Source organism: Arthrobacter sp. KBS0702, assembly GCF_005937985.2.
In the GTDB taxonomy this organism is placed as follows: Bacteria; Actinomycetota; Actinomycetes; order Actinomycetales; family Micrococcaceae; genus Arthrobacter.
On sequence record NZ_CP042172.1, the window covers coordinates 2,244,751 to 2,263,510 of the forward strand.

At 68.7% G+C, this 18,760-nt stretch carries 15 protein-coding genes and 2 tRNA genes; 3 read left to right on the top strand and 14 right to left on the bottom strand.

Annotation, left to right across the window (positions count from 1 at the left end; all coding sequences use genetic code 11):
• Positions 1–23: 23 nt before the first annotated feature.
• Positions 24–1,478 carry a 3-isopropylmalate dehydratase large subunit gene (leuC, locus tag FFF93_RS10330; RefSeq protein ID WP_138768992.1) on the bottom strand — a complete coding sequence of 485 codons (1,455 nt, stop codon included), beginning with the start codon at positions 1,476–1,478 and terminating at the stop codon, positions 24–26.
• Between the two features lie 158 nt (positions 1,479–1,636).
• Between leuC and FFF93_RS10335 the strand changes: the two genes are divergently transcribed.
• The gene (locus FFF93_RS10335) at positions 1,637–2,356 is read left to right on the top strand and encodes an IclR family transcriptional regulator (protein WP_138768991.1); all 720 of its coding nucleotides are present in this window, start codon (positions 1,637–1,639) and stop codon (positions 2,354–2,356) included.
• 34 nt (positions 2,357–2,390) lie between these two features.
• Positions 2,391–2,936, top strand: coding sequence for a DUF1697 domain-containing protein (locus FFF93_RS10340; protein ID WP_138768990.1), 546 nt, complete (start codon positions 2,391–2,393; stop codon positions 2,934–2,936).
• 18 nt (positions 2,937–2,954) lie between these two features.
• Here FFF93_RS10340 and FFF93_RS10345 read toward each other — a convergent pair whose 3' ends face one another.
• The 4 genes from FFF93_RS10345 to FFF93_RS10360 form a co-directional block, all read right to left on the bottom strand.
• Positions 2,955–4,571, bottom strand: a complete 1,617-nt coding sequence (locus tag FFF93_RS10345) for a GTPase (protein ID WP_138768989.1) — start codon at positions 4,569–4,571, stop codon at positions 2,955–2,957.
• On the bottom strand, positions 4,568–6,340 hold the full coding sequence (locus FFF93_RS10350) for a dynamin family protein (RefSeq protein WP_138770430.1): 1,773 nt from the start codon (positions 6,338–6,340) through the stop codon (positions 4,568–4,570). Before FFF93_RS10350 ends, FFF93_RS10345 begins: the two co-directional genes overlap by 4 nt.
• A gap of 119 nt (positions 6,341–6,459) precedes the next feature.
• A tRNA-Glu gene (locus FFF93_RS10355) sits at positions 6,460–6,535 on the bottom strand.
• Between the two features lie 142 nt (positions 6,536–6,677).
• A tRNA-Gln gene (locus FFF93_RS10360) sits at positions 6,678–6,749 on the bottom strand.
• 344 nt (positions 6,750–7,093) lie between these two features.
• Between FFF93_RS10360 and FFF93_RS10365 the strand changes: the two genes are divergently transcribed.
• The gene (locus FFF93_RS10365; RefSeq protein WP_138768988.1) at positions 7,094–8,482 is read left to right on the top strand and encodes a hypothetical protein; all 1,389 of its coding nucleotides are present in this window, start codon (positions 7,094–7,096) and stop codon (positions 8,480–8,482) included.
• A gap of 89 nt (positions 8,483–8,571) precedes the next feature.
• Here the strand turns inward: FFF93_RS10365 and FFF93_RS10370 are convergent, their stop codons facing one another.
• The 9 genes from FFF93_RS10370 to metG all read right to left on the bottom strand — a co-directional run bounded on the left by FFF93_RS10370 (position 8,572) and on the right by metG (position 18,757).
• On the bottom strand, positions 8,572–9,309 hold the full coding sequence (locus FFF93_RS10370; protein WP_138768987.1) for an HAD family hydrolase: 738 nt from the start codon (positions 9,307–9,309) through the stop codon (positions 8,572–8,574).
• The gene (gene gltX, locus FFF93_RS10375) at positions 9,309–10,856 is read right to left on the bottom strand and encodes a glutamate--tRNA ligase (protein ID WP_138768986.1); all 1,548 of its coding nucleotides are present in this window, start codon (positions 10,854–10,856) and stop codon (positions 9,309–9,311) included. Before gltX ends, FFF93_RS10370 begins: the two co-directional genes overlap by 1 nt.
• Before the next feature lie 119 nt (positions 10,857–10,975).
• A complete protein-coding gene (locus FFF93_RS10380) occupies positions 10,976–11,752 on the bottom strand; it encodes a fumarylacetoacetate hydrolase family protein (protein WP_138768985.1) in 777 nt (258 codons plus the stop codon).
• Positions 11,753–11,762: 10 nt separating this feature from the next.
• Complete coding sequence (locus FFF93_RS10385) at positions 11,763–12,548, bottom strand: MBL fold metallo-hydrolase (RefSeq protein WP_261375072.1); 786 nt, start codon at positions 12,546–12,548, stop codon at positions 11,763–11,765.
• 158 nt (positions 12,549–12,706) lie between these two features.
• Complete coding sequence (locus FFF93_RS10390; protein WP_138768983.1) at positions 12,707–13,819, bottom strand: branched-chain amino acid aminotransferase; 1,113 nt, start codon at positions 13,817–13,819, stop codon at positions 12,707–12,709.
• A 154-nt stretch (positions 13,820–13,973) separates the two neighbouring features.
• Entirely contained in the window at positions 13,974–15,026 is a 1,053-nt protein-coding gene (locus tag FFF93_RS10395) for a 3-isopropylmalate dehydrogenase (RefSeq protein ID WP_138768982.1), read from the bottom strand.
• A 62-nt stretch (positions 15,027–15,088) separates the two neighbouring features.
• Entirely contained in the window at positions 15,089–15,859 is a 771-nt protein-coding gene (locus FFF93_RS10400; RefSeq protein ID WP_138768981.1) for a class F sortase, read from the bottom strand.
• An 88-nt stretch (positions 15,860–15,947) separates the two neighbouring features.
• A complete protein-coding gene (locus tag FFF93_RS16950) occupies positions 15,948–16,814 on the bottom strand; it encodes a hypothetical protein (RefSeq protein ID WP_186372138.1) in 867 nt (288 codons plus the stop codon).
• Positions 16,815–17,197: 383 nt separating this feature from the next.
• Positions 17,198–18,757 carry a methionine--tRNA ligase gene (gene metG / locus FFF93_RS10410; RefSeq protein WP_138768980.1) on the bottom strand — a complete coding sequence of 520 codons (1,560 nt, stop codon included), beginning with the start codon at positions 18,755–18,757 and terminating at the stop codon, positions 17,198–17,200.
• Positions 18,758–18,760 lie beyond the last annotated feature (3 nt).

The window sequence follows — 18,760 nt, forward strand, 5'->3', positions numbered from 1 at the left end:
GTGGGGACCGGTGCGGGCGGACGCTATGCGGCGCCGGCGCGGTGGCCGGCGGACGCGGGCTCGGATTCCAGGTCCGACGGGGAACTCAGTGTGCCGCGCACGGCCGTCGCCGCTGCCACAACGGGCGAGACGAGGTGCGTGCGGCCGCCCTTGCCCTGCCGGCCCTCGAAGTTTCGGTTGGACGTAGAGGCGCAGCGTTCCCCCACCTCCAGCTGGTCCGGGTTCATGCCCAGGCACATCGAGCAGCCTGCGAACCGCCATTCGGCGCCGAAGTCGGTGAAGACCTTGTCCAGGCCCTCGGCCTCGGCCTCCAGCCGGACCCGAGCGGATCCGGGCACCACCAGCATCCGGATGTTGGGGTCCTTGGTGCGGCCGCGGATGATGTCCGCGGCGGCCCGGAGGTCCTCCATCCGGGAGTTGGTGCAGGAGCCCAGGAACACCGTGTCGACGCGGATGTCCTTCATCGGCGTGCCGGGCTCGAGGCCCATGTACTGCAGCGCGCGTTCCGCGGCGGCCTTGGCGTTTTCGTCGCCGAAGTCCGCGGGGGAAGGCACTTTCGCCGACAGGGACACGCCCTGGCCCGGGTTGGTCCCCCATGTCACGAAGGGTTCCAGGGTGTCTGCGTCGAGGTCCACCTCGGCGTCGAAAACAGCGCCGTCGTCGGTGCGGAGGGTGTTCCAGTACTCGACGGCGGCGTCCCAGTCCGCGCCCTGGGGTGCGTGCGGGCGGCCGTGCATGTAGTCATAGGTGGTCTGGTCGGGGGCGACCAGGCCGGCCCGGGCGCCGGCCTCGATGGACATGTTGCAGATCGTCATCCGGGCTTCCATGGACAGCGCCCTGATGGCGGAGCCGCGGTACTCGAGGACGTAGCCCTGGCCGCCGCCGGTGCCGATCTTGGCGATCACGGCCAGGATGATGTCCTTGGCCGACACACCGGGGCGCAACGTGCCCTCGACGTTGATCGCCATGGTCTTGAAGGGCTTGAGCGAAAGCGTCTGGGTGGCCATGACGTGCTCCACCTCGGAGGTGCCGATGCCCATCGCGAGCGCGCCGAAGGCGCCGTGCGTGGAGGTGTGCGAGTCGCCGCAGACCACGGTCATGCCCGGCTGGGTGAGGCCCAGCTGCGGACCGACCACGTGCACGATCCCCTGCTCGGCGTCGCCAAGGGAGTGCAGGCGGACGCCGAACTCCTTGCAGTTGTTGCGCAGGGTTTCGATCTGGGTCCGGCTGGTGAGGTCCGCGATTGGCTTGTCGATGGCCAGCGTGGGAGTGTTGTGGTCCTCCGTAGCGATGGTGAGGTCCGGCCGGCGCAGCTTGCGGCCGGCAAGCCGCAGGCCCTCGAAAGCCTGCGGGGAGGTCACCTCGTGCACCAGGTGGAGGTCAATGAAGAGGAGGTCAGGCTGGGCGTTGGCGCCGTCGCCGTCCCCCTTACGCACCACATGTGCGTCCCAGACTTTCTCGGCCAATGTCTTTGCCACGGCCTGCTCCCTTCACTGCTTCTTCGAGGCGTTTCTAACTTCGCTGCCGCGTTTGGTCCCGGTCTCGCGGGTTGATGCTCTCCACTGAATCAGCACAACCGTCGAATGTGCCAGCGCAATGATTTGCATCTCAGATATTGAGACGGCAATATCATTACATGGACAATTCTAGTGGCGTCGGTGTCATCGATAAAGCGGCCCATGTGCTTGACGCACTCGAGGCCGGACCCACCACACTGGCGCAGCTTGTAGCCGCGACCGGGCTGGCACGCCCCACGGTGCACCGCCTCGCGCTGGCGCTCGTCCACCACCGCCTCGTCAGCCGCGACATCCAGGGCCGCTTCGTACTTGGGAGCCGGCTGGTGGAACTCGCCTCGGCTGCGGGTGAGGACCGGCTCATCGCCACCGCCGGGCCCGTCCTGATGCAGCTGCGCGACGCCACCGGCGAAAGTGCCCAGATCTTCCGCCGCCAGGGCGACTGGCGCGTCTGCGTGGCATCCGCCGAACGTCCCATCGGTCTCCGTGACACTATCCCGGTCGGCACCCAGCTCTCCATGAAGGCCGGCTCCGCAGCCCAGGTGCTGCTGGCCTGGGAGGACCACGACCGCCTGTTGGAGGGCCTCCAGGCCGCCCGCTTCACGCCCACCGTCCTGGCCGGGGTACGACGCCGGGGCTGGGCCCAGAGCCTTGGCGAGCGCGAGCCCGGGGTCGCCTCCGTATCGGCGCCCGTCCGCGGGCCCTCCGGCCGGGTGATCGCCGCCGTCTCCATCTCCGGCCCGATCGAGCGCCTGACCCGCCAGCCCGGCCGCCTCCACGCCGAGGTGGTCTGCAATGCCGCGCGCGTGCTGACCGAGGCGTTGCGCAAGACCAACGACTGACCCGGGCGTTCGGCTGCGGCGCTAGGCTGTGGCCATGAACAGCTATGCGGTCTTCCTTCGCGGCGTCAACGTGGGCGGCATCAACATCAAGATGGCCGAACTCAAGGCGGCCCTGAAGTCACGCCCCTTCTCGGCCGTGGCAACACTCCTGGCCAGCGGCAACGTGGTGCTCTCAAGCGAACTGCCGGCCGCCAGGGTGAAAACCGAGTTCGAAGCCTGCCTGCGGGAAACCTTCGGCTATGACGCCTGGGTGGTGGTGCTGACCGCCGCCCAAGTGGCGGCACTGGTCGAGGCCTGCCCCTACCCCGCGGACGACAAGGCCACCCACAGTTACATCACGCTGTCCTCGGATCCGGACATCCTTTCCGAACTGTACGACGCCGGCAGGGCCCTGGACGGGGTGGAACTGACACGGTTGGGCCCGGAAGCCGTGGCCTGGCTGGCCCCCGCCGGCGGCACCCTCGACAGCCCGTTCAGCAAGCTCTCCGCCAAGGCCCGCTACAAGGCCAGCACCACCACCCGGAACCTGCGGACCATGGTCAAGGTCCGCGATGCTGCAAAGCGGCCGGAAGCAGGTTAGGCGGCGGCGCCGGGAACTTCAGCCCGCGGCTGACTTCAGTGCGGCGTTGAAAGACCGGAGACGGCTGACCTCCAGTTCCACCGGGTCGACCACGAGCCCCTGCGCGATGGCTGCGACAGAGGCGCGCAGCCGCCTGCGGGCCGCCGCCGCGCGGGCACGCGCCGCGGCGCCGGCAATGAATCTGGCCGCGAGGGCCAGCACGATTCCCAGCAGCACTCCCCCGGCCACCAGGACAGTCGGCACCGGCCAGCCCTGCACCCGCGGAGCCTCCGGCACCGGCAGCTGGAAGTACGCCAGGACCGCCAGCACTCCGAGCCACCCGAGGCCCCCGAGCGCGGTGAGCAGGCCCAGCCACTGGATAACGTTGAAGCCCGTCCACCACCACGAGCCGCGCCCGGCCTTGAGATCCGTACCGGCAATGGCTTGGTCCAGGGCGTCGGGGAGCTGCTCCCGGCCCTCCCGGGCGGCGCCGCGGATGACCGCGCGCCAGGGTCCGGGCGCGCCGTCGGACGCGGCGTCGGCAAACTGCCGCACCGCCGCGTCGGTGCGGGCCCTTTCCGGGGCCCCCGCGGGCGGCAGCGAGGTCCGGTTCAGCTCCGGCCGCTCCCCCTCCCGGCGCAGGTTCAGCCGCCGCAGTGGGTCGGGCCGGAACCGGACCAGCCAGCGTGTGACGGGCCAGCCGGTGCGGCGGGTGGCCTCCTGCCGGTAGGAGCGCGCGACGGCGTCGACCACCAGCGGAACGTTCGCCGCCGCAGCCAGCTCGCCAGCCAGCCGGTCCCGGGTGTCCGCCTTGACGCCGGCGGCCTCGCCCTCGCCCGACGCCTCGGCGAGCCGTCGCGCCGCCCGGTCCACATCCGCCGCGAGCCGCTGCGAGAGCGCCAGCCGCTGCATGGCCACCTGCCGGATGGCGGCACGGACCTTGTCCACACCGGTGCCCACGACCGCGGAGGCGCCCAGCACCTGGACTTTGCCCAGCCCGTCCCGCGCCAGGATGGCCTTGAGCGATTCCAGCACCGGGCGGATCTCGTGCTCGGGCAGCCGGTCCACCTGGTTGAGCACCACGAGTGTCACGGCCGAGTGCGAGGCGAGCGGGGCCAGGAAATCATTGTGCACCGCGGCATCGGCGTATTTCTGCGGGTCCAGGACCCAGACCAGCACGTCCACGAGCCCCACCATCCGCTGCACGATCTCCCGGTTTTCCGCGCGCGTCGAGTCGAAATCGGGCAGGTCGAGCAGGATCAGCCCGGTCGTCTCGTCGGCGAACCCGGGCACGGCGGCGGCGTGGTGCCTGCTGCGGACTCCGAGCCAGTCCAGCAGCGCGTCACTGCCCTCGGCGCCCCAGATACCGGCGAGCGGTTCGGAGGTCGTCGGGCGCCGCGCCGCCGCGGTCGCGATTTCGACCCCGCTGACGGCGTTGAAGAGCGACGACTTGCCGCTTCCAGTCGCGCCGAAGAACCCCACCACGGTGTGGTCGGCCGAGAGGGAGCGGCGGGAACTTGCCCGCTCCAGGACGAGGAGCACCTCGTCCAGGGTTTCCTCGGGCAACGCGCCCGCAGCCAGCTGCCGGGCCTCGTCCAGGGCCTCAAGCCGGCGGTGCAGCTGTGAGGCCTCCCGGGCGGCGCCGTGCCGGTTCATGCCGCGGCCGCCAGCCGGCCGAGGGCCTCGGCCTGCCCGGCGAGGGCGGCCGGCGAAACCCCGTCGGATGCCTCCAACCGGTCCAGGAAGCGCCGGCTTTCCGCCCGCAGAAGCCGCTGGCAGCGGGCCTGCAGGTCATCCCGCGCAGTCTTGGCCAGTCGACGCACGGCGTCCTCGCCGAAGACAGCCTCGAGCACGCGCTGGCCGACGACGGCGGTGCCGCCGGCCACGCCGATCTCGAGGCCGGTCAGGCCGGCGGTCATCGAGAAGACGACAATCATCAGCGCCGCGCCCAGGCCGTTGATGCCGAAGGAGAGCCAGCGTGCCTGGCTGCGCTTGCCCTGGCCTTCGGTCCGGATCAGCTCCATCAGGCTGCCCTGCCACGCCCGGATCTCGGCCGCGACGGAGTCGGCGAAGCCCACACTGGTGCCCGAGAGGTCGTCGGTGCCGAGCAGCTGCCGCCCGGCCGGGTCCGACCGCCAGCGCTGGTCCGCCTCTTCGGCGGCGTTGGCGGCCTCATCGAGGATGACCGCCTGCAGACCGGTCTCGATCGCCGTCTCCACCCGCACCGCCGGGGTGGGTTCGCCGCGGAAGAAGGCGCCCATCCGGTCCCGCAGCCGGCCGATGTTCTGCTCCATGACACGGAAGAACTCACCCGTGCCCACAAAATCCTGCCAGCGGGCCAAGACCTCGCCACGGAGCAGGGCGCCGTCCCGGGTGGCGTCGAGGATCCTGCCGACGGCCTGCTCGTAAGCGCCGCTGGCGTCCCTGCCTAGCAGCTCGGCCGCACGGGACTGGGCCAGGACAGCCTCCGCGACGGCCCCAACGCGCCCGCCCAGCGCCTTGACCGTGCCGTTCAGGGTCCGGCGGGCAATCGCCGCACGGCCGGCGCCATCGGCGGCGAGGTCCTGGAGCCACTGGCGCAGCGGGGCCACGGCGTCGTCGGGCAGCATGCCCATCGCATCCAGCGCCACCTCGGGAACCACAAAGAGCCGGGCAGAGCCCAGGCCCTCGCGGCCGAGCATGGAGCGCAGGTCGGCGCTCACTTCGGCTTCAGCGGCCCCCGGAACGCGGTCAAGTACCACGGCCACCATGATGTCGCGGGAGGCGGCGTCCAGCAGCAGGCGCCAGGGTACGGCGTCGGCGTAGCGGTTGGCGGTGGTGACGAACACCCACAAGTCTGCGGCGGCCAGCAGTTGTCCCGCGAGCCTGCGGTTGTCATCCGAGATGGAGTCGACGTCGGGGGCATCCAGCAGCGCGATGCCCGGAGGCACGGCCGGGTCGGCGGCGAGTACGAGCGAGGTGATGGCGCCAGCGTCAGGGGTGGGGCCGGCTTGGTTGGCGGGCAGTGGCACGTCGACCACGGTTCCGCGGATCCGGCTCAGGCTCGGCAGCACCCGCTGGTCCTCGAACCAGGCGGCATCGCGGGGGTGGTGTAGCAGGATGGGTTGCCGGGTGGTGGGCCGGATGGCGCCGGCCCGGGTAACGGCGTGCCCCACGAGCCCGTTGACCAAGGTGGACTTGCCCGCCCCGGTGGACCCGCCGACGACGGCCAGCAGCGGGGCGTCAAGGCTGCGGTAACGGGGCAGGATGTAGTCATCCAGCTGGGCCAGGGCCCGGCGGATGTCGAGCCGGGCAGCGTCGGCGCCGGGCAGGGCCAGTGGGAGCGACACCGCGGACAGCTCCCGCCGCACCGCCTCGAGCAGTTCGACGGCGGCGCCCTGGCGTGCGGCTTGTGACTGTTGGCCGGTGGGGCCGGCGCTTTGCATGGAGCTCACAGCATCATCATGCCAGTTGGACCGGCCGGTACCGGAGCGCTCAGGGCCGCAGTGTTCGCACCTGCGGACAACGAAAAACGGCCCCGGGCTGATGCCCGGGACCGTTTTGATGGTGACCCCAGCGGGATTCGAACCCGCGTTACCGCCGTGAGAGGGCAGCGTACTAGGCCGCTATACGATGGGGCCCTGTACTTCCAGCTTGCACTTCCGAACAGCATTTCTGCCGTTCAAGCCAAGTCAGTATTTCATAGACTCGGCATGTGTTCCAAATCGGCGCGGCCGCTTCGGAACCCCTGATTCGCCGCGGAACTCCGCGGTTTTTTCAGAGCTGGGATACCAGGACTCGAACCTAGAATGACGGTACCAGAAACCGTAGTGTTGCCAATTACACCATATCCCAATGGAACTTTCGGGCCGGTTTCGCAGGTCCAAACCCGCGCTCCCAGCGCCTCAGCACGAGTAATTACTTTACCCGAGACTCTCCTCCGGCACAAATCGGGCCTCCCGCTGGCCCCACCGGCCCCGCAGTTCCTCGCCGGCCGGCACTTTTCGGGGTCAATCCGCCAAAACCCTTGCCAATCCGGCCCCGCTAAGTTTACGCTCGGTAAGTTACCAATGAGTAACAACTCCTCCCACACCCAGTTGAGGGCGGAGCAACGTTCAATTCCGAATGTTAGCTGCATCACATATTGGGGGGGCCGGTAGCAGAGCCGTTGCCGGCGAGATCGTCGAGAGGAACAACCTGTGTCACAGAGTCGTGCCGCCACCGCCCCGATCCGCACCCGTGCGCAACAGATCGCCATCGCCATCCTGGCCCTGCTGCTGATTGCGCTGCTGGGGTTCTACACCCTGGTTACCGGAAGGATCACAGACGGATCAGCGAAGCTCAACGACGGAGCCGGGCAGGCCGCAACCGGCGCCCAGCAACTGAAGGACGGCGCAGGCAAGCTCGCCACCGGCGCAGGACAGGCCGACACGGGCGCGGGCAAGCTTTCGGAAGGTGCCGAGAAGATCCGCGCCGGAATCGCCGGCAAACTCGCCCCGGGCGCGGACCGGCTCCAGGAAGGCGCCAGCGCGCTGGCCGCGGGTGCCGTCAAGATCGAGGCGGACGTCAACAACAAGCTGGCCCCCGGCGTGTACAAGGTCGACGACGGCGCGCAGAAGCTTGCCGCGGGGGCCGTTCAGCTCTCCGCCGCGCTCACCCCGACTGCCGCGGGCAACGCCGAGAACAACCTGGCCGACGGCGCCACGCAGCTCGACGCGGGGGCCGGGCAGCTGGAGGCTGGTACGACCCAGCTGGCGGCCGGCACCGACCAGCTGAAGGGCTACCGCGGGGCGAACAACGACCCGGCGGCCGGCACCGGAACCGCGGCACTCTCCCAGGCCCTGGAACAGCTTTACGCAGCGGCCAACGATCCACTCCAGGGGGCCGTGCCGCTGGCCGTGATCAAGGACAAGATCGCGAAGATCCTCGCCGGTGCCCAGCGGCTGGATGCCGGGGCGTCCCAGCTCCAGGCCGGCGCGGCCAAGCTCAACGCCGGAGCCGGCCAGCTCCACGCTGGCACCGGCAAGCTCACGGCCGGGTTCGCCACCCTGGCGGGCAAGCTCAACAGCCGCGATCCCAACAGCCCGGGCGTGGTCATGGGCACCGCGCTGCTGGCTGACGGCACCGCCAAGATCCGGGTCGGCATGGACGGCGTTCCGGGCGACCCCGAACACCCCGGCCTGCTCAAGGCCACGGCCAAGATGACCGATGGCAGCTCGCGCCTCGCCGACGGCACGCTGGCCTTGAACGCCGGCATCAAGGGCGACCCCGCTGATCCGGCCAACCCGGGACTGCTGAACGGTTCCACGGCTCTGGCATCCGGCGCAACGCAGCTCTCGGAGGGCAACACCAAACTGGCCTCCGGCTCATCGCAGCTGTCCGCCGGCGCCGACAAACTGGCCGACGGCAACGCCAAGATTGCCGCAGGCACCGGCACGCTGTACTCCAGCGCCGCGGCTGTCTCGCCGTCGAACATGATCAAGGCCGACGTCGCGGTGGCCCTGGGCCTCGTGGCACTCCTTGCCCTCGGCGCCGTCGGAGGGTACCTGGCCCTGCGGAACCGCCGGCTGGCAGCGAAGACGGCCTAGCCAACAACAAGCACCATACGAAGAGGCCCTGCCGGAGTTTTCCTCCGGCAGGGCCTCTTCTTATGGATTGGAGCCGAGCCGCTCCGGCGTTAGGCCAGCAGTTCCAGCAGCGAGGAGACCTCGCGGCCGGCGAAGCCCGGGGCCGGTTCGCCGTTGCGGTTCAGCCAGATGCCCAGCAGTCCGGCCGCCGTCGCCCCCTCCGCGTCGAGCAGGCGGTTGTCCCCCACGTACAGTGTTTCGCCCGGGCCGATGCCCAGCCGGCGCACGCCTTCGAGGTAGATCGCGGGATCCGGTTTGGGCACGCCGATCGTGTCCGTGCCGACCAGGACGCCGATGCGGCGCAGGCCTGCGGCGTCGAGCTTCACCCGCTGGTAGTCGTGCACGTTGTTGCTGACCGCGCCGTACGGGACGCCGGCGGCGTCGAGGGCGTCCAGCAGCGGTGCCACGTCGTCGAAGGCCCGGATGTAGCTGTGCTGGAGGCTGGCGTACGAGCTTACCCAGTGGTGGGCTTGCTCGCCCTCCTCGAGTTCTACGCCGAAGTGCCCCAGCGCGGCCCGGCCGCGCAGCAGCCGTTGTTCGTTGAAAGTCAGTTCGCCGGCCAGGTAGCGGTCGTAGTAATGGGTCGTCTCGCGGGTGAAGATCCGCCCGAACCGCTCCCAGCCGGCCTCGTCGAGGCCGGGCAGAAGGTGCTCGCTGACGCCGCGCAGCGCCGACGTCATCGCGAACTCAAGGTCCACGAGGGTGTCGTCGATATCGAAGAGCACCCCTCGGATGCCGCCGAGTCCGGCAGCAAGGACCCCGCTGCCGGTGCCGGCCCCGCTGTTCATCAGCCGCGGAAGGCGCGCAGGCGGGCCAGGGACGAATCCTTGCCCAGGATGACCATGGACTCGAACAGCGGCGGGGAGATCCGGCGCCCGGAGATGGCCGTCCGCACAGGCCCGAAGGCGAGGCGCGGCTTCACGCCGAGGCCTTCGACGAGTGCCTCCTTGAGGGCGGCCTGGATGTTGTCCGCGGTCCACTCGGCGACGGGCTCGAGGGCCGCCAGCGCGGCGTCGAGAACCTCGGTCAGGTTCTCCGGCAGGCCCTTGCGGGCGTCATCGGCGACGTCGATCGCGTCGTCGGCCTTGAACAGGAAGGCGAGCATCTCCGGGGCTTCGCCGAGCAGCGAGATCCGCTCCTGGATCAGCGGCGCCGCCTCGGCGAGGATCTCCTCGTCACGGGCAGTCAACTGTTCCCCGACGAGGCCGGCGGCCTGCAGGTAAGGAACCAGGCGCCCGCGGAAGTCCTCCGGGGCCAGCATGCGGATGTGCGTACCGTTGATCGCTTCGGCCTTCTTGATGTCGAAGCGGGCCGGGTTGGCCAGCACGTCGTTGACGTCGAAGTTCTCGATCAGCTGATCCACGGTGAAGATGTCCTCGTCGGCGGAAAGGCTCCAGCCGAGCAGGGACAGGTAGTTCAGCAGGCCTTCGGGGATGAAGCCGCGGTCCCGGAGCAGGAAGAGGTTGGACTGGGGGTCACGCTTGGAGAGCTTCTTGTTGCCCTCGCCCATGACGTAGGGCAGGTGGCCGAACAGCGGCAGGTAGCTGGCGACGCCGATGTCCATGAGCGCGCGGATCAGCACCACCTGGCGGGGCGTGGAGGACAGCAGGTCCTCGCCGCGCAGCACGTGGGTGATGCCCATCAGCGCGTCGTCGACCGGGTTGACCAGGGTGTAGAGCGGGGAGCCGTCGGCGCGGACGATCACGTAGTCGGGGATGCTGCCGGCTTTGAAGGTGATCTCGCCGCGGACCAGGTCGGTGAAGGTGACGTCCTCGTCCGGCATCCGCACGCGCAGTACGGGCTGGCGGCCCTCGGCCTTGAACGCGGCGAGCTGTTCCTCAGTGAGGTCGCGGTCGAAGTTGTCGTAGCCGAGCTTGGGGTCGCGGCCGGCGGCGCGGTGGCGGGCCTCGACCTCCTCCGGCGAGGAGTAGCACTCGTACGCGTAGCCCGCCTCCATGAGCTTGGCCACGACGTCCTTGTAGAGTTCCAGGCGCTGCGACTGGCGGTACGGCTCGTGCGGGCCGCCCACTTCGACGCCTTCTTCCCAGCTGATGCCGAGCCACTTGAGGGCTTCCAGCAGCTGCTGGTAGCTCTCTTCCGAGTCACGCGCCGCGTCGGTGTCCTCGATGCGGAACACGAACGTGCCGTTGGTGTGCTTGGCGTGCGCCCAGTTGAAGAGGGCCGTGCGGATCAGGCCGACATGCGGGGTGCCGGTGGGTGACGGGCAGAAACGGACCCGGACCGGGGTTTCGGCGGTGACTTCACGGGTGGCTTCACGGGTCATTTCCGTGGTGGCAGTGCTGGAGACGGCGTCGGGCGCGGTGGGAGTAGTCATAGTGGTACCAACTTTACCGCCTGCCCGGCGCCGGATTCCGCTACAAAACCGGACAGCCGCACCGTGGATCCACGGTGCGGCTGTCCGAAATCGACGCGGTTTCTTCCGGCGCAGTGTAGTTAGCGGCGGACCACCGGGTTGGAGAGGCGTCCGATGCCCTCGATCTCGACCTCGAAGCGGTCACCGGCCTGGACCAGGCCGACGCCGGCCGGGGTGCCGGTCATGATGACGTCGCCCGGCAGCAGGGTGAACGCGTGCGAGACGATGGAAACCAGCTCGCGCACGCCGCGGATCATCTGGCTCGTGCTGCCGTCCTGCCGGAGTTCGCCGTTGAGACGGCCCTGGATCTGCAGGTCCTCGGTGTCCAGCTCGGTCTCGATCCACGGGCCCAGCGGCGCCGAGGTGTCGAAGCCCTTGGCCCGCGCCCACTGCAGGTCCGTCTTCTGGACATCCCGGGCGGTGAGGTCGTTGCCGCAGGTGTAGCCGAAGACGACATCGTCGACCCGGTCCTCCGGGACGTCCTTGCAGATCCGGCCGATCACGACGCACAACTCGGCTTCGAACGAGACCTCCTCGGAGAACTCCGGCAGGATGATCGGATCGTTGGGCCCAACCACCGAGGTGTTGGGCTTGAGGAACAGCAGCGGCTGCGCCGGCACCTCGTTGCCAAGTTCATGGGCGTGCTCCACGAAGTTGCGGCCGACGCCGATGACCTTGCTGCGCGGGATGATCGGCGCGAGGAGGCGGACATCCTCCAGCTTGTGCTTGACGGCGGTCCGTTCCACACCGTGGAAGAAGGGGTCGCCGTTGATGACAGTGACTTCCTCACTGCCGGGCTGGCCCTCAACAATGCCGTACATGGGATCTGAATCGACTACAAACCGGGCGATACGCATGGTTCCAAGCCTACCGTCCGCGCAGGTACTCCAGCTGCGCGGCGACGGACAGTTCCGCCGCCGGCCGGACCGCCGGGTCGACGGCGGCGTACACGGCATTCGCCACGTCGTGCACACCGGCTTCCGCGCCGAGCTCGGCCAGGGCGGCGCGGATCTGGTCGAGGCGGTCCTGCCGGTGGTCCCGGTAGGCTCGCACAATGTTGTCCAGGGCGGGAAGCATGGGCCCGTGGGCGGGCAGCACCGTGGCCGGGCCCAGGCTCTCCAGCCGGTCCAGCGAGTCGAGGTAATCCCCCAAGGTGCCGTCCGGGTAGTCCAGGACGGTGGTGCCTAGGCCTAAGATCGTGTCGCCGGTGAGGACGGCTCCGTGGGCGCCGTCCGCCGGCAGGTGGAAGCAGACGGAGTCGGAGGTGTGGCCCGGCGTCGCGAGCACCCGGATTTCCACCCCGGCGGCGTGCAGTACCTCGCCATCCCGGAGCGGCTCGGCCCCGTGGCAGTGCGCGGGGTCGGCGGCCCGGACCGGCGCACCCGTGAGGTCCGCAAACCGCGCAGCGGCCGCGGTGTGGTCGGCGTGGCGGTGCGTGATGAGGATCAGTTCGACGGGGCCGTACTGGGCCAGCTCACGCAGATGCTCCTCGTCGAGGGGCCCTGGATCAACGACCACGACCTTGGGCGAGCCGGGGGCGGCCACCACGTAGGAGTTGGTCCCGTGCAGGCTCATCGGGCCAGGGTTCGGCGCCAGGCGGAAACGCGTCAGCTCGGTGCTGCGGACCAGGGCGCGGGAATCGTCGGGAATCACTCTTCCATCTTCCCACCACGCGGCGTTCATAGGAGCAGCAGGACAACAATCACTGCAGGCAGCAGCGCCTCGGCACTTTCGCCCGAAAACGACGACGGCGGCCCGCACCCCGGAGGATGCGGGCCGCCGTCGTCCTCAACGCAGCGGGTCGACGCAGGCTACGCCAGGCGGGTCAGCCAGCCGTGGGTGTCCTCGACGGTGCCGGTCTGGATGCCGAGCAGCTGTGCGCGGATGGCCATGGTGGTCTCCCCCGCCGTGGCGTCCTCGGAACCGATGAATTCGGTGTTGTCCTTCAGCACGCCGATCGGGGTGACCACAGCGGCGGTGCCGCAGGCGAAGACCTCGGCGATGTCGCCGGCGGCGACGCCGTCGCGCCACTCGTCGAGGGTGATCTTTCGTTCGGTCACTTCGCGGCCCATGTCGCGGGCCACCTGGATCACGGAGGAACGGGTGACGCCCTCCAGGATGGTGCCGGACAGCGCCGGGGTGACCAGTGAGCCGTCCTTCATCACGAAGAAGACGTTCATGCCGCCGAGTTCCTCGACGGCATTGTCGTTGAACTGGTCCAGGAACAGCACCTGCTTGCAGCCGTGGGCCTCGGCTTCCTGCTGGGCGATCAGCGAGGCCGCATAGTTGCCGCCGCACTTGGCCGCGCCGGTGCCGCCACGGCCCGCGCGGGCGTATTCGCGGGAAATCCAGATCGATACCGGCTTCAGCTCGCCGCCGAAGTAGTTGCCGGCCGGGGACGCGATGACGCGGAAGGAGACCTCGCGGGCTGCACGGACCCCCAGGAACGCCTCGGTGGCGATCATGAAGGGGCGCAGGTAGAGGGCTTCGCCGTCGCCGGAGGGGACCCAATCCCGGTCCACGGACACGAGTTCGCGGATGGCTGCAAGGAAGTATTCCTCCGGGAGTTCCGGGAGGGCCAGCCGGCGCGCGGACTTGTTCAGGCGCGCAGCGTTGGCCTCGGGCCGGAACGTCCAGATCGAGCCGTCTGCGTGGCGGTAGGCCTTGAGGCCTTCGAAGATTTCCTGGCCGTAGTGCAGGACTGCCGCGGACGGATCCAGCATGATGGGACCGTAGGGTTCAATCCGCGCGTCGTGCCAGCCGCCCTTGCCCTCGGCATCGACACTGTAGTCGACAATCGCGGTGTGGTCGGTGAAATAGTCGCCGAATCCCGGGTTGGCCAGGATGGCTTCACGCTCTTGCGCGGACTTCGGGGTCGCCGAGAGCCGCTGGGTGAATTCGACGCCATGGGCAGTCTGGGTCATGGTTCCTCCACGGTCGGCTGCCTGGTGTGTGAACGTGGTTCATCCTCGGACCACGGCAGCATGTTGGTGATTCGAAAACAAGCTTACGCCCGTTGCCGCAGCCCTCCGGGGCGTTACCGCCGCCGTTCCAGGCGGACGGTCCCTTTCATTCTTCCTAGAGTGCGGCTGCGATGGCGTCGCCGATCGCGGCGGTGCTGCGGAAGCTGCCGTCCCTGCCCTCGACGTCGGCGGCGACAGCAGCCTCGATCTTGCGGGCTGCCGCGGCGTAGCCCAGGTGGTCCAGCAGCAGCGCAGCTGACAGGATTGCCGCGCTCGGGTCGGCTTTCTGCTGGCCGGCAATATCCGGTGCGGAGCCGTGGACCGGCTCGAACATCGACGGCGCGGTGCGGTCCATGTTGATGTTGCCCGAGGCGGCCAGGCCGATGCCGCCGGTGATGGCTGCGGCGAGGTCGGTGAGGATGTCGCCGAAAAGGTTGTCGGTGACGATGACGTCGAAACGCGCCGGATCGGTCACCATGAAGATCGTGGCCGCATCGACGTGCAGGTAGTCGTGGCTGACCTCGGGAAACTCCTGGGCCACCGCTTCCACGGTGCGCTTCCAGAGGTGCCCGGCGAAGACCAGGACGTTGTGCTTGTGCACCAAGGTCAGCTTCTTGCGGGGGCGCTCGTTGGCGCGGCGGAACGCATCCCGCACCACGCGCTCCACGCCGTGGGCGGTGTTCAGCGAAACCTCGGTGGCCACCTCGTGCGGCGTGCCCGCGCGCAGCGTCCCGCCGTTGCCTACGTACGGTCCTTCGGTGCCCTCGCGGACCACGATGAAGTCGACCTCGCCGGGGTTCGCCAGCGGGCTGCCGACGCCGGCGTACAGCTTCGAGGGGCGCAGGTTGACGTAGTGGTCAAGGCTGAAGCGCAGCTTGAGCAGCAATTCGCGTTCGATGATGCCGGAGGGAATGCGGGTGTCATCGGGGGCGGCGCCCACCGCGCCGAACAGGATGGCGTCGCGGGTGCGGAGGTCGGCCAGGGTGTGCTCGGGCAGGGTCTCCCCCGTGGCCAGCCAGTGCGCTGCGCCGAGCTCGTAGTGCGTCTGCTGCAGCACGATACCCTCGGCGGCGGCGGCCTTCTCGAGGACCTTCAGGGCTTCGGCGGTGACCTCAGGGCCGATGCCGTCGCCGGGAATGACTGCCAGATCAATCGTGGATGCGCTCATGATTTCAGCGTAGCCAAGCCATCCGCATGCTGGTCAATCCGTCTCATTATTCGAACACCGCCTTAGCGCGCCGGGACCGGCGACGCGATCACCACCACATTCCTGCCCCACGGGTCCTCCGTGTAGCAACTGATGAGGACCAGCCGGTTGGCAACAGCTTCCCAGACAGCGCTGTCCTTCAGGGTCGCCTTGGTGTAGGTGGTGACCGAATCCACCCGGTAGCTCAGGACTCCGGCGGCGGTGGTCACGGACAACAGGCCACCGGGCGCGGCCTGTGAGCTCAGGTGGTTGAAGGGTGCATCCTGGTCCAGCCAGCTGTGGCCGATGACGTACGTGGTGTTCGCAGAGCCCTGCCCCGGAGTTCCAAAGGGTGCCAGCCAGTAGCCGTCTTTGGTCTCCGGCGGCTCGATGCTCCGGCTGTCCGTAGCGTCGCGGCCAGGCTCCAGCGGGTGCACTTCAACGTCCATGCCGGCGGCCGGGAACGTGATCCGGCGCGGGGCGGAAGCGGCTGGTAGCACTGGCGTTGCCGGTGCGGCCGACTTGGCGGCCGCGGTTGCCCCGGCGGGCAGGACGGCTGTTGCCTTCGCTGGGGTCGTCGCTGCATCCGATGCGGCCGGCCGCCTTTGGGGGGACGACGCCGACGCCGAGGTTCCGTTCTCCTGAGCGGTGGCGGGAGCCCCGGCGTCGGCGATGGTGCTGCCGGTGCCATAAGCGAGCCACGCGGTCAGGATACCCAGCGCACAGAAAGCCAGGATGACGATGTCCCTCGCGCTCAGCAGCAGTCCGCGACTGCCGGCAACCCGGAACCGGGGCGTCGTACGGTGGATGCCCATGGTTTCTCCTGCTGAGAGGTAAGCAACGGATCCTGAAGGAGCGGGGCGGGCACCGCCTGCGCAGCACCCGCCCCGTGAAACGGACTTCCTACCCGGCGGCCCTCCGGGCGCGCTGTCCGCCCCGCCACAGCACTGCGCCGGATCCCGCCGCAAACAGTCCGGTCAGGCCCAGCAGCCAGGCCGGCAGGCCGTCGGGCGTGTGCGAGCGGCCAACAGCGGTCTGGACGTTGAAGCCCACGTTGACCTTGGCCGGCGTGGCAGCGGGCGCCGGCTTGGCAGCGGCCGGGCTCAGGCTGGCTTGGGGGACGGCCGTGACAGCCTTGCCGTCCACCTTGAGCGGTGTCACCGCCGTCGACGGCTGCAGGGGGACGGTCGTTCCCGGCGCGGGATTAGCAGCCGGGTTCGTCCCGGTATCAGCCGGCGGGTTACCCGGCGGGTCCACAGGCGGGTTACCCGGCGGATCGACAGGCGGGTTACCCGGCGGGTCTACAGGCGGGTTACCCGGCGGGTCCACAGGCGGATTACCCGGCGGGTCCACAGGCGGGTTACCCGGCGGGTCCACAGGCGGATTACCCGGCGGGTCCACAGGCGGGTTACCCGGCGGGTCCACAGGCGGGTTACCCGGCGGGTCCACTGGCGGGTTACCCGGCGGGTCGACTGGCGGCACCACCACCGCAACAGCAACGCAGTTGTTGGCCAGCAGGGCAAGGTTTGCCTGTGACAGGTTCTGGCCCTTGGGCATGATGTCACCCGAGTTCTCCGGCACAATGTCCAGAGTGTCATCGGCGTGCGCCTTGAGCGCGTTGAGGTTGATCGTCTCGGCGACAAACGGGTTTCCCGCTGCCTTGGTCGCGTGACAAATGGTGATCTTGTCCGGCGGCGCCGCGTTCGCGGAGACAGCTGCCCCCATTACGCCGAGCCCCACTACCCCCAGCGTGGCAATGGTTCTTTTCATCTTCGGCCCCTCCATCCACTCAGGTGTCAGAGCTGACGTGAGCGCGCGGAGTAACCGTCCTAGAGACCCGGCAAATTGATGTGAGACCTCAAACAGCGAATTTTGAGAAGACAGTTACTCCCCAGCATTTGTCGTCAGTTCGCTTGCCTTTTCAGGCTATTGAGGGGCCGATCGCCAGTCCCGAGTAACTGGTACCCGAGTATCGGTACGCCTCCTACCCCCCTGCCCCGGGCTGTACTCAGTTCGGGAGCCGCTGACCACTTGCCAGTAGCCTGAGGGCCGGGTTAACGGCCGCGAGGCGGCCCCTGGCGGCAATGTTCAGGGAAGAACATTGCCGCCAAGTGCCACCTCGCTGCGGTGGTGCCGGAAACCTCCGGCCCGGCTCAAGCTTCTGCGGGTTCCTCGTACTTGGGGAACACCGGCGAAGGTGCTGGCAGTGCGGTACCGGCCTCAATCGGGGTCTCCAGGGCGGCGAACTCGCGGGACTCCCCCTCGGCCTGGCCCAGGCTGTCGAGGATGGCTCCGGCAGCCGCCGGCATCACCGGCTGCGCCAGGATAGCGACGGTCCGGAGCACCTCAAGGGTCACGTACAGGACCGTGTTCATGCGTTCGACGTCGGTTTTGCGCAGCACCCACGGGGCCTGCTCCGCGAAGTAGGCGTTGGTGTCGCCGAGGACGTTCCAGATCGCCTCGAGCGCGCGGCTGAACTCCTGCTTTTCGAATGCTGCGCGGGCAATGCCCAGCAGGCCCTTGGCCTGGCCGAGCAGCGCGGCGTCCTCGGCGGAGAATCCACCGGGAACGGGGACGGCGCCTTCGCAGTTCTTCGCCACCATGGACAGGGAGCGCTGGGCAAGGTTGCCGAAGTTGTTCGCCAGGTCGGAGTTCATCCGGCCAACAATCGCGTCGTGGCTGTAGTTGCCGTCGGCGCCGAACGGCACTTCACGGAGCAGGAAGAAGCGCACCTGGTCCAGCCCGTACTGCGCCACCCAGTCGGCCGGCGCCACCACGTTGCCCAGCGATTTGGACATCTTGACGCCCTGGTTGTGCAGGTGGCCGTGGATCATCACCCGTTTGGGCAGTTCCAGGCCGGCCGACATCAGGAACGCGGGCCAGTACACCGCGTGGAACCGCGAGATGTCCTTGCCGATCACGTGGACGTCGGCGGGCCAGTACTTCCGGAAGCTCTCCGACTCCGTGTCCGGGAAGCCGACGCCGGTCAGGTAGTTGGTCAGCGCGTCCACCCAGACGTACATCACGTGGTCCGGGTTGCCCGGCACGGGGACGCCCCAGTTGAAGGAAGTGCGGCTGATCGAAAGGTCCTCAAGGCCGCCCTTGACGAAGCTGATGACCTCGTTGAACCGGCTGTGCGGCGCGCCGAATTCCGGGTGGTCCGCGTAGAGGGCCAGCAGCCGGTCCTGGTAGGCGGAGAGCTTGAAGAAGTAGCTCTCCTCCTCGGTCCAGGTCACCTCGGTGCCGGTTTCGGAGGCGTAGCGGAGCCCGTCGTCGCGGACCTCGGTCTCGTCCTCGACGAAGTAGCGTTCGTCGCGGACCGAGTACCAGCCGGCGTACTTGGAGAGGTAGATGTCGCCGTTGGCTTCCATCCGCTGCCACAGCGCCTTGGCGGCCTCGTAGTGGTCAGGGTCCGTGGTGCGGATGAACCGGCTCAGCGAAATGCCCAGGTCGTCGCTCATCCGGCGGAAGGCCGTCGAGTTGCGGTCGGCAAGTTCCTTGACCGGAATGCCTTCCTTTTCCGCCGTTTGCTGCATCTTCAGGCCGTGCTCGTCCGTGCCGGTCATAAAGAAGACGTCGTAGCCGTCCAGCCGTTTGAATCGCGCCATCGCGTCGGTGGCGATGACTTCGTAGGCGTGGCCAATGTGCGGCACGCCGTTGGGGTAGCTGATGGCTGTCGTGATGTAGAACGGGGTTTTTTCGGAAGGGGTCACGGT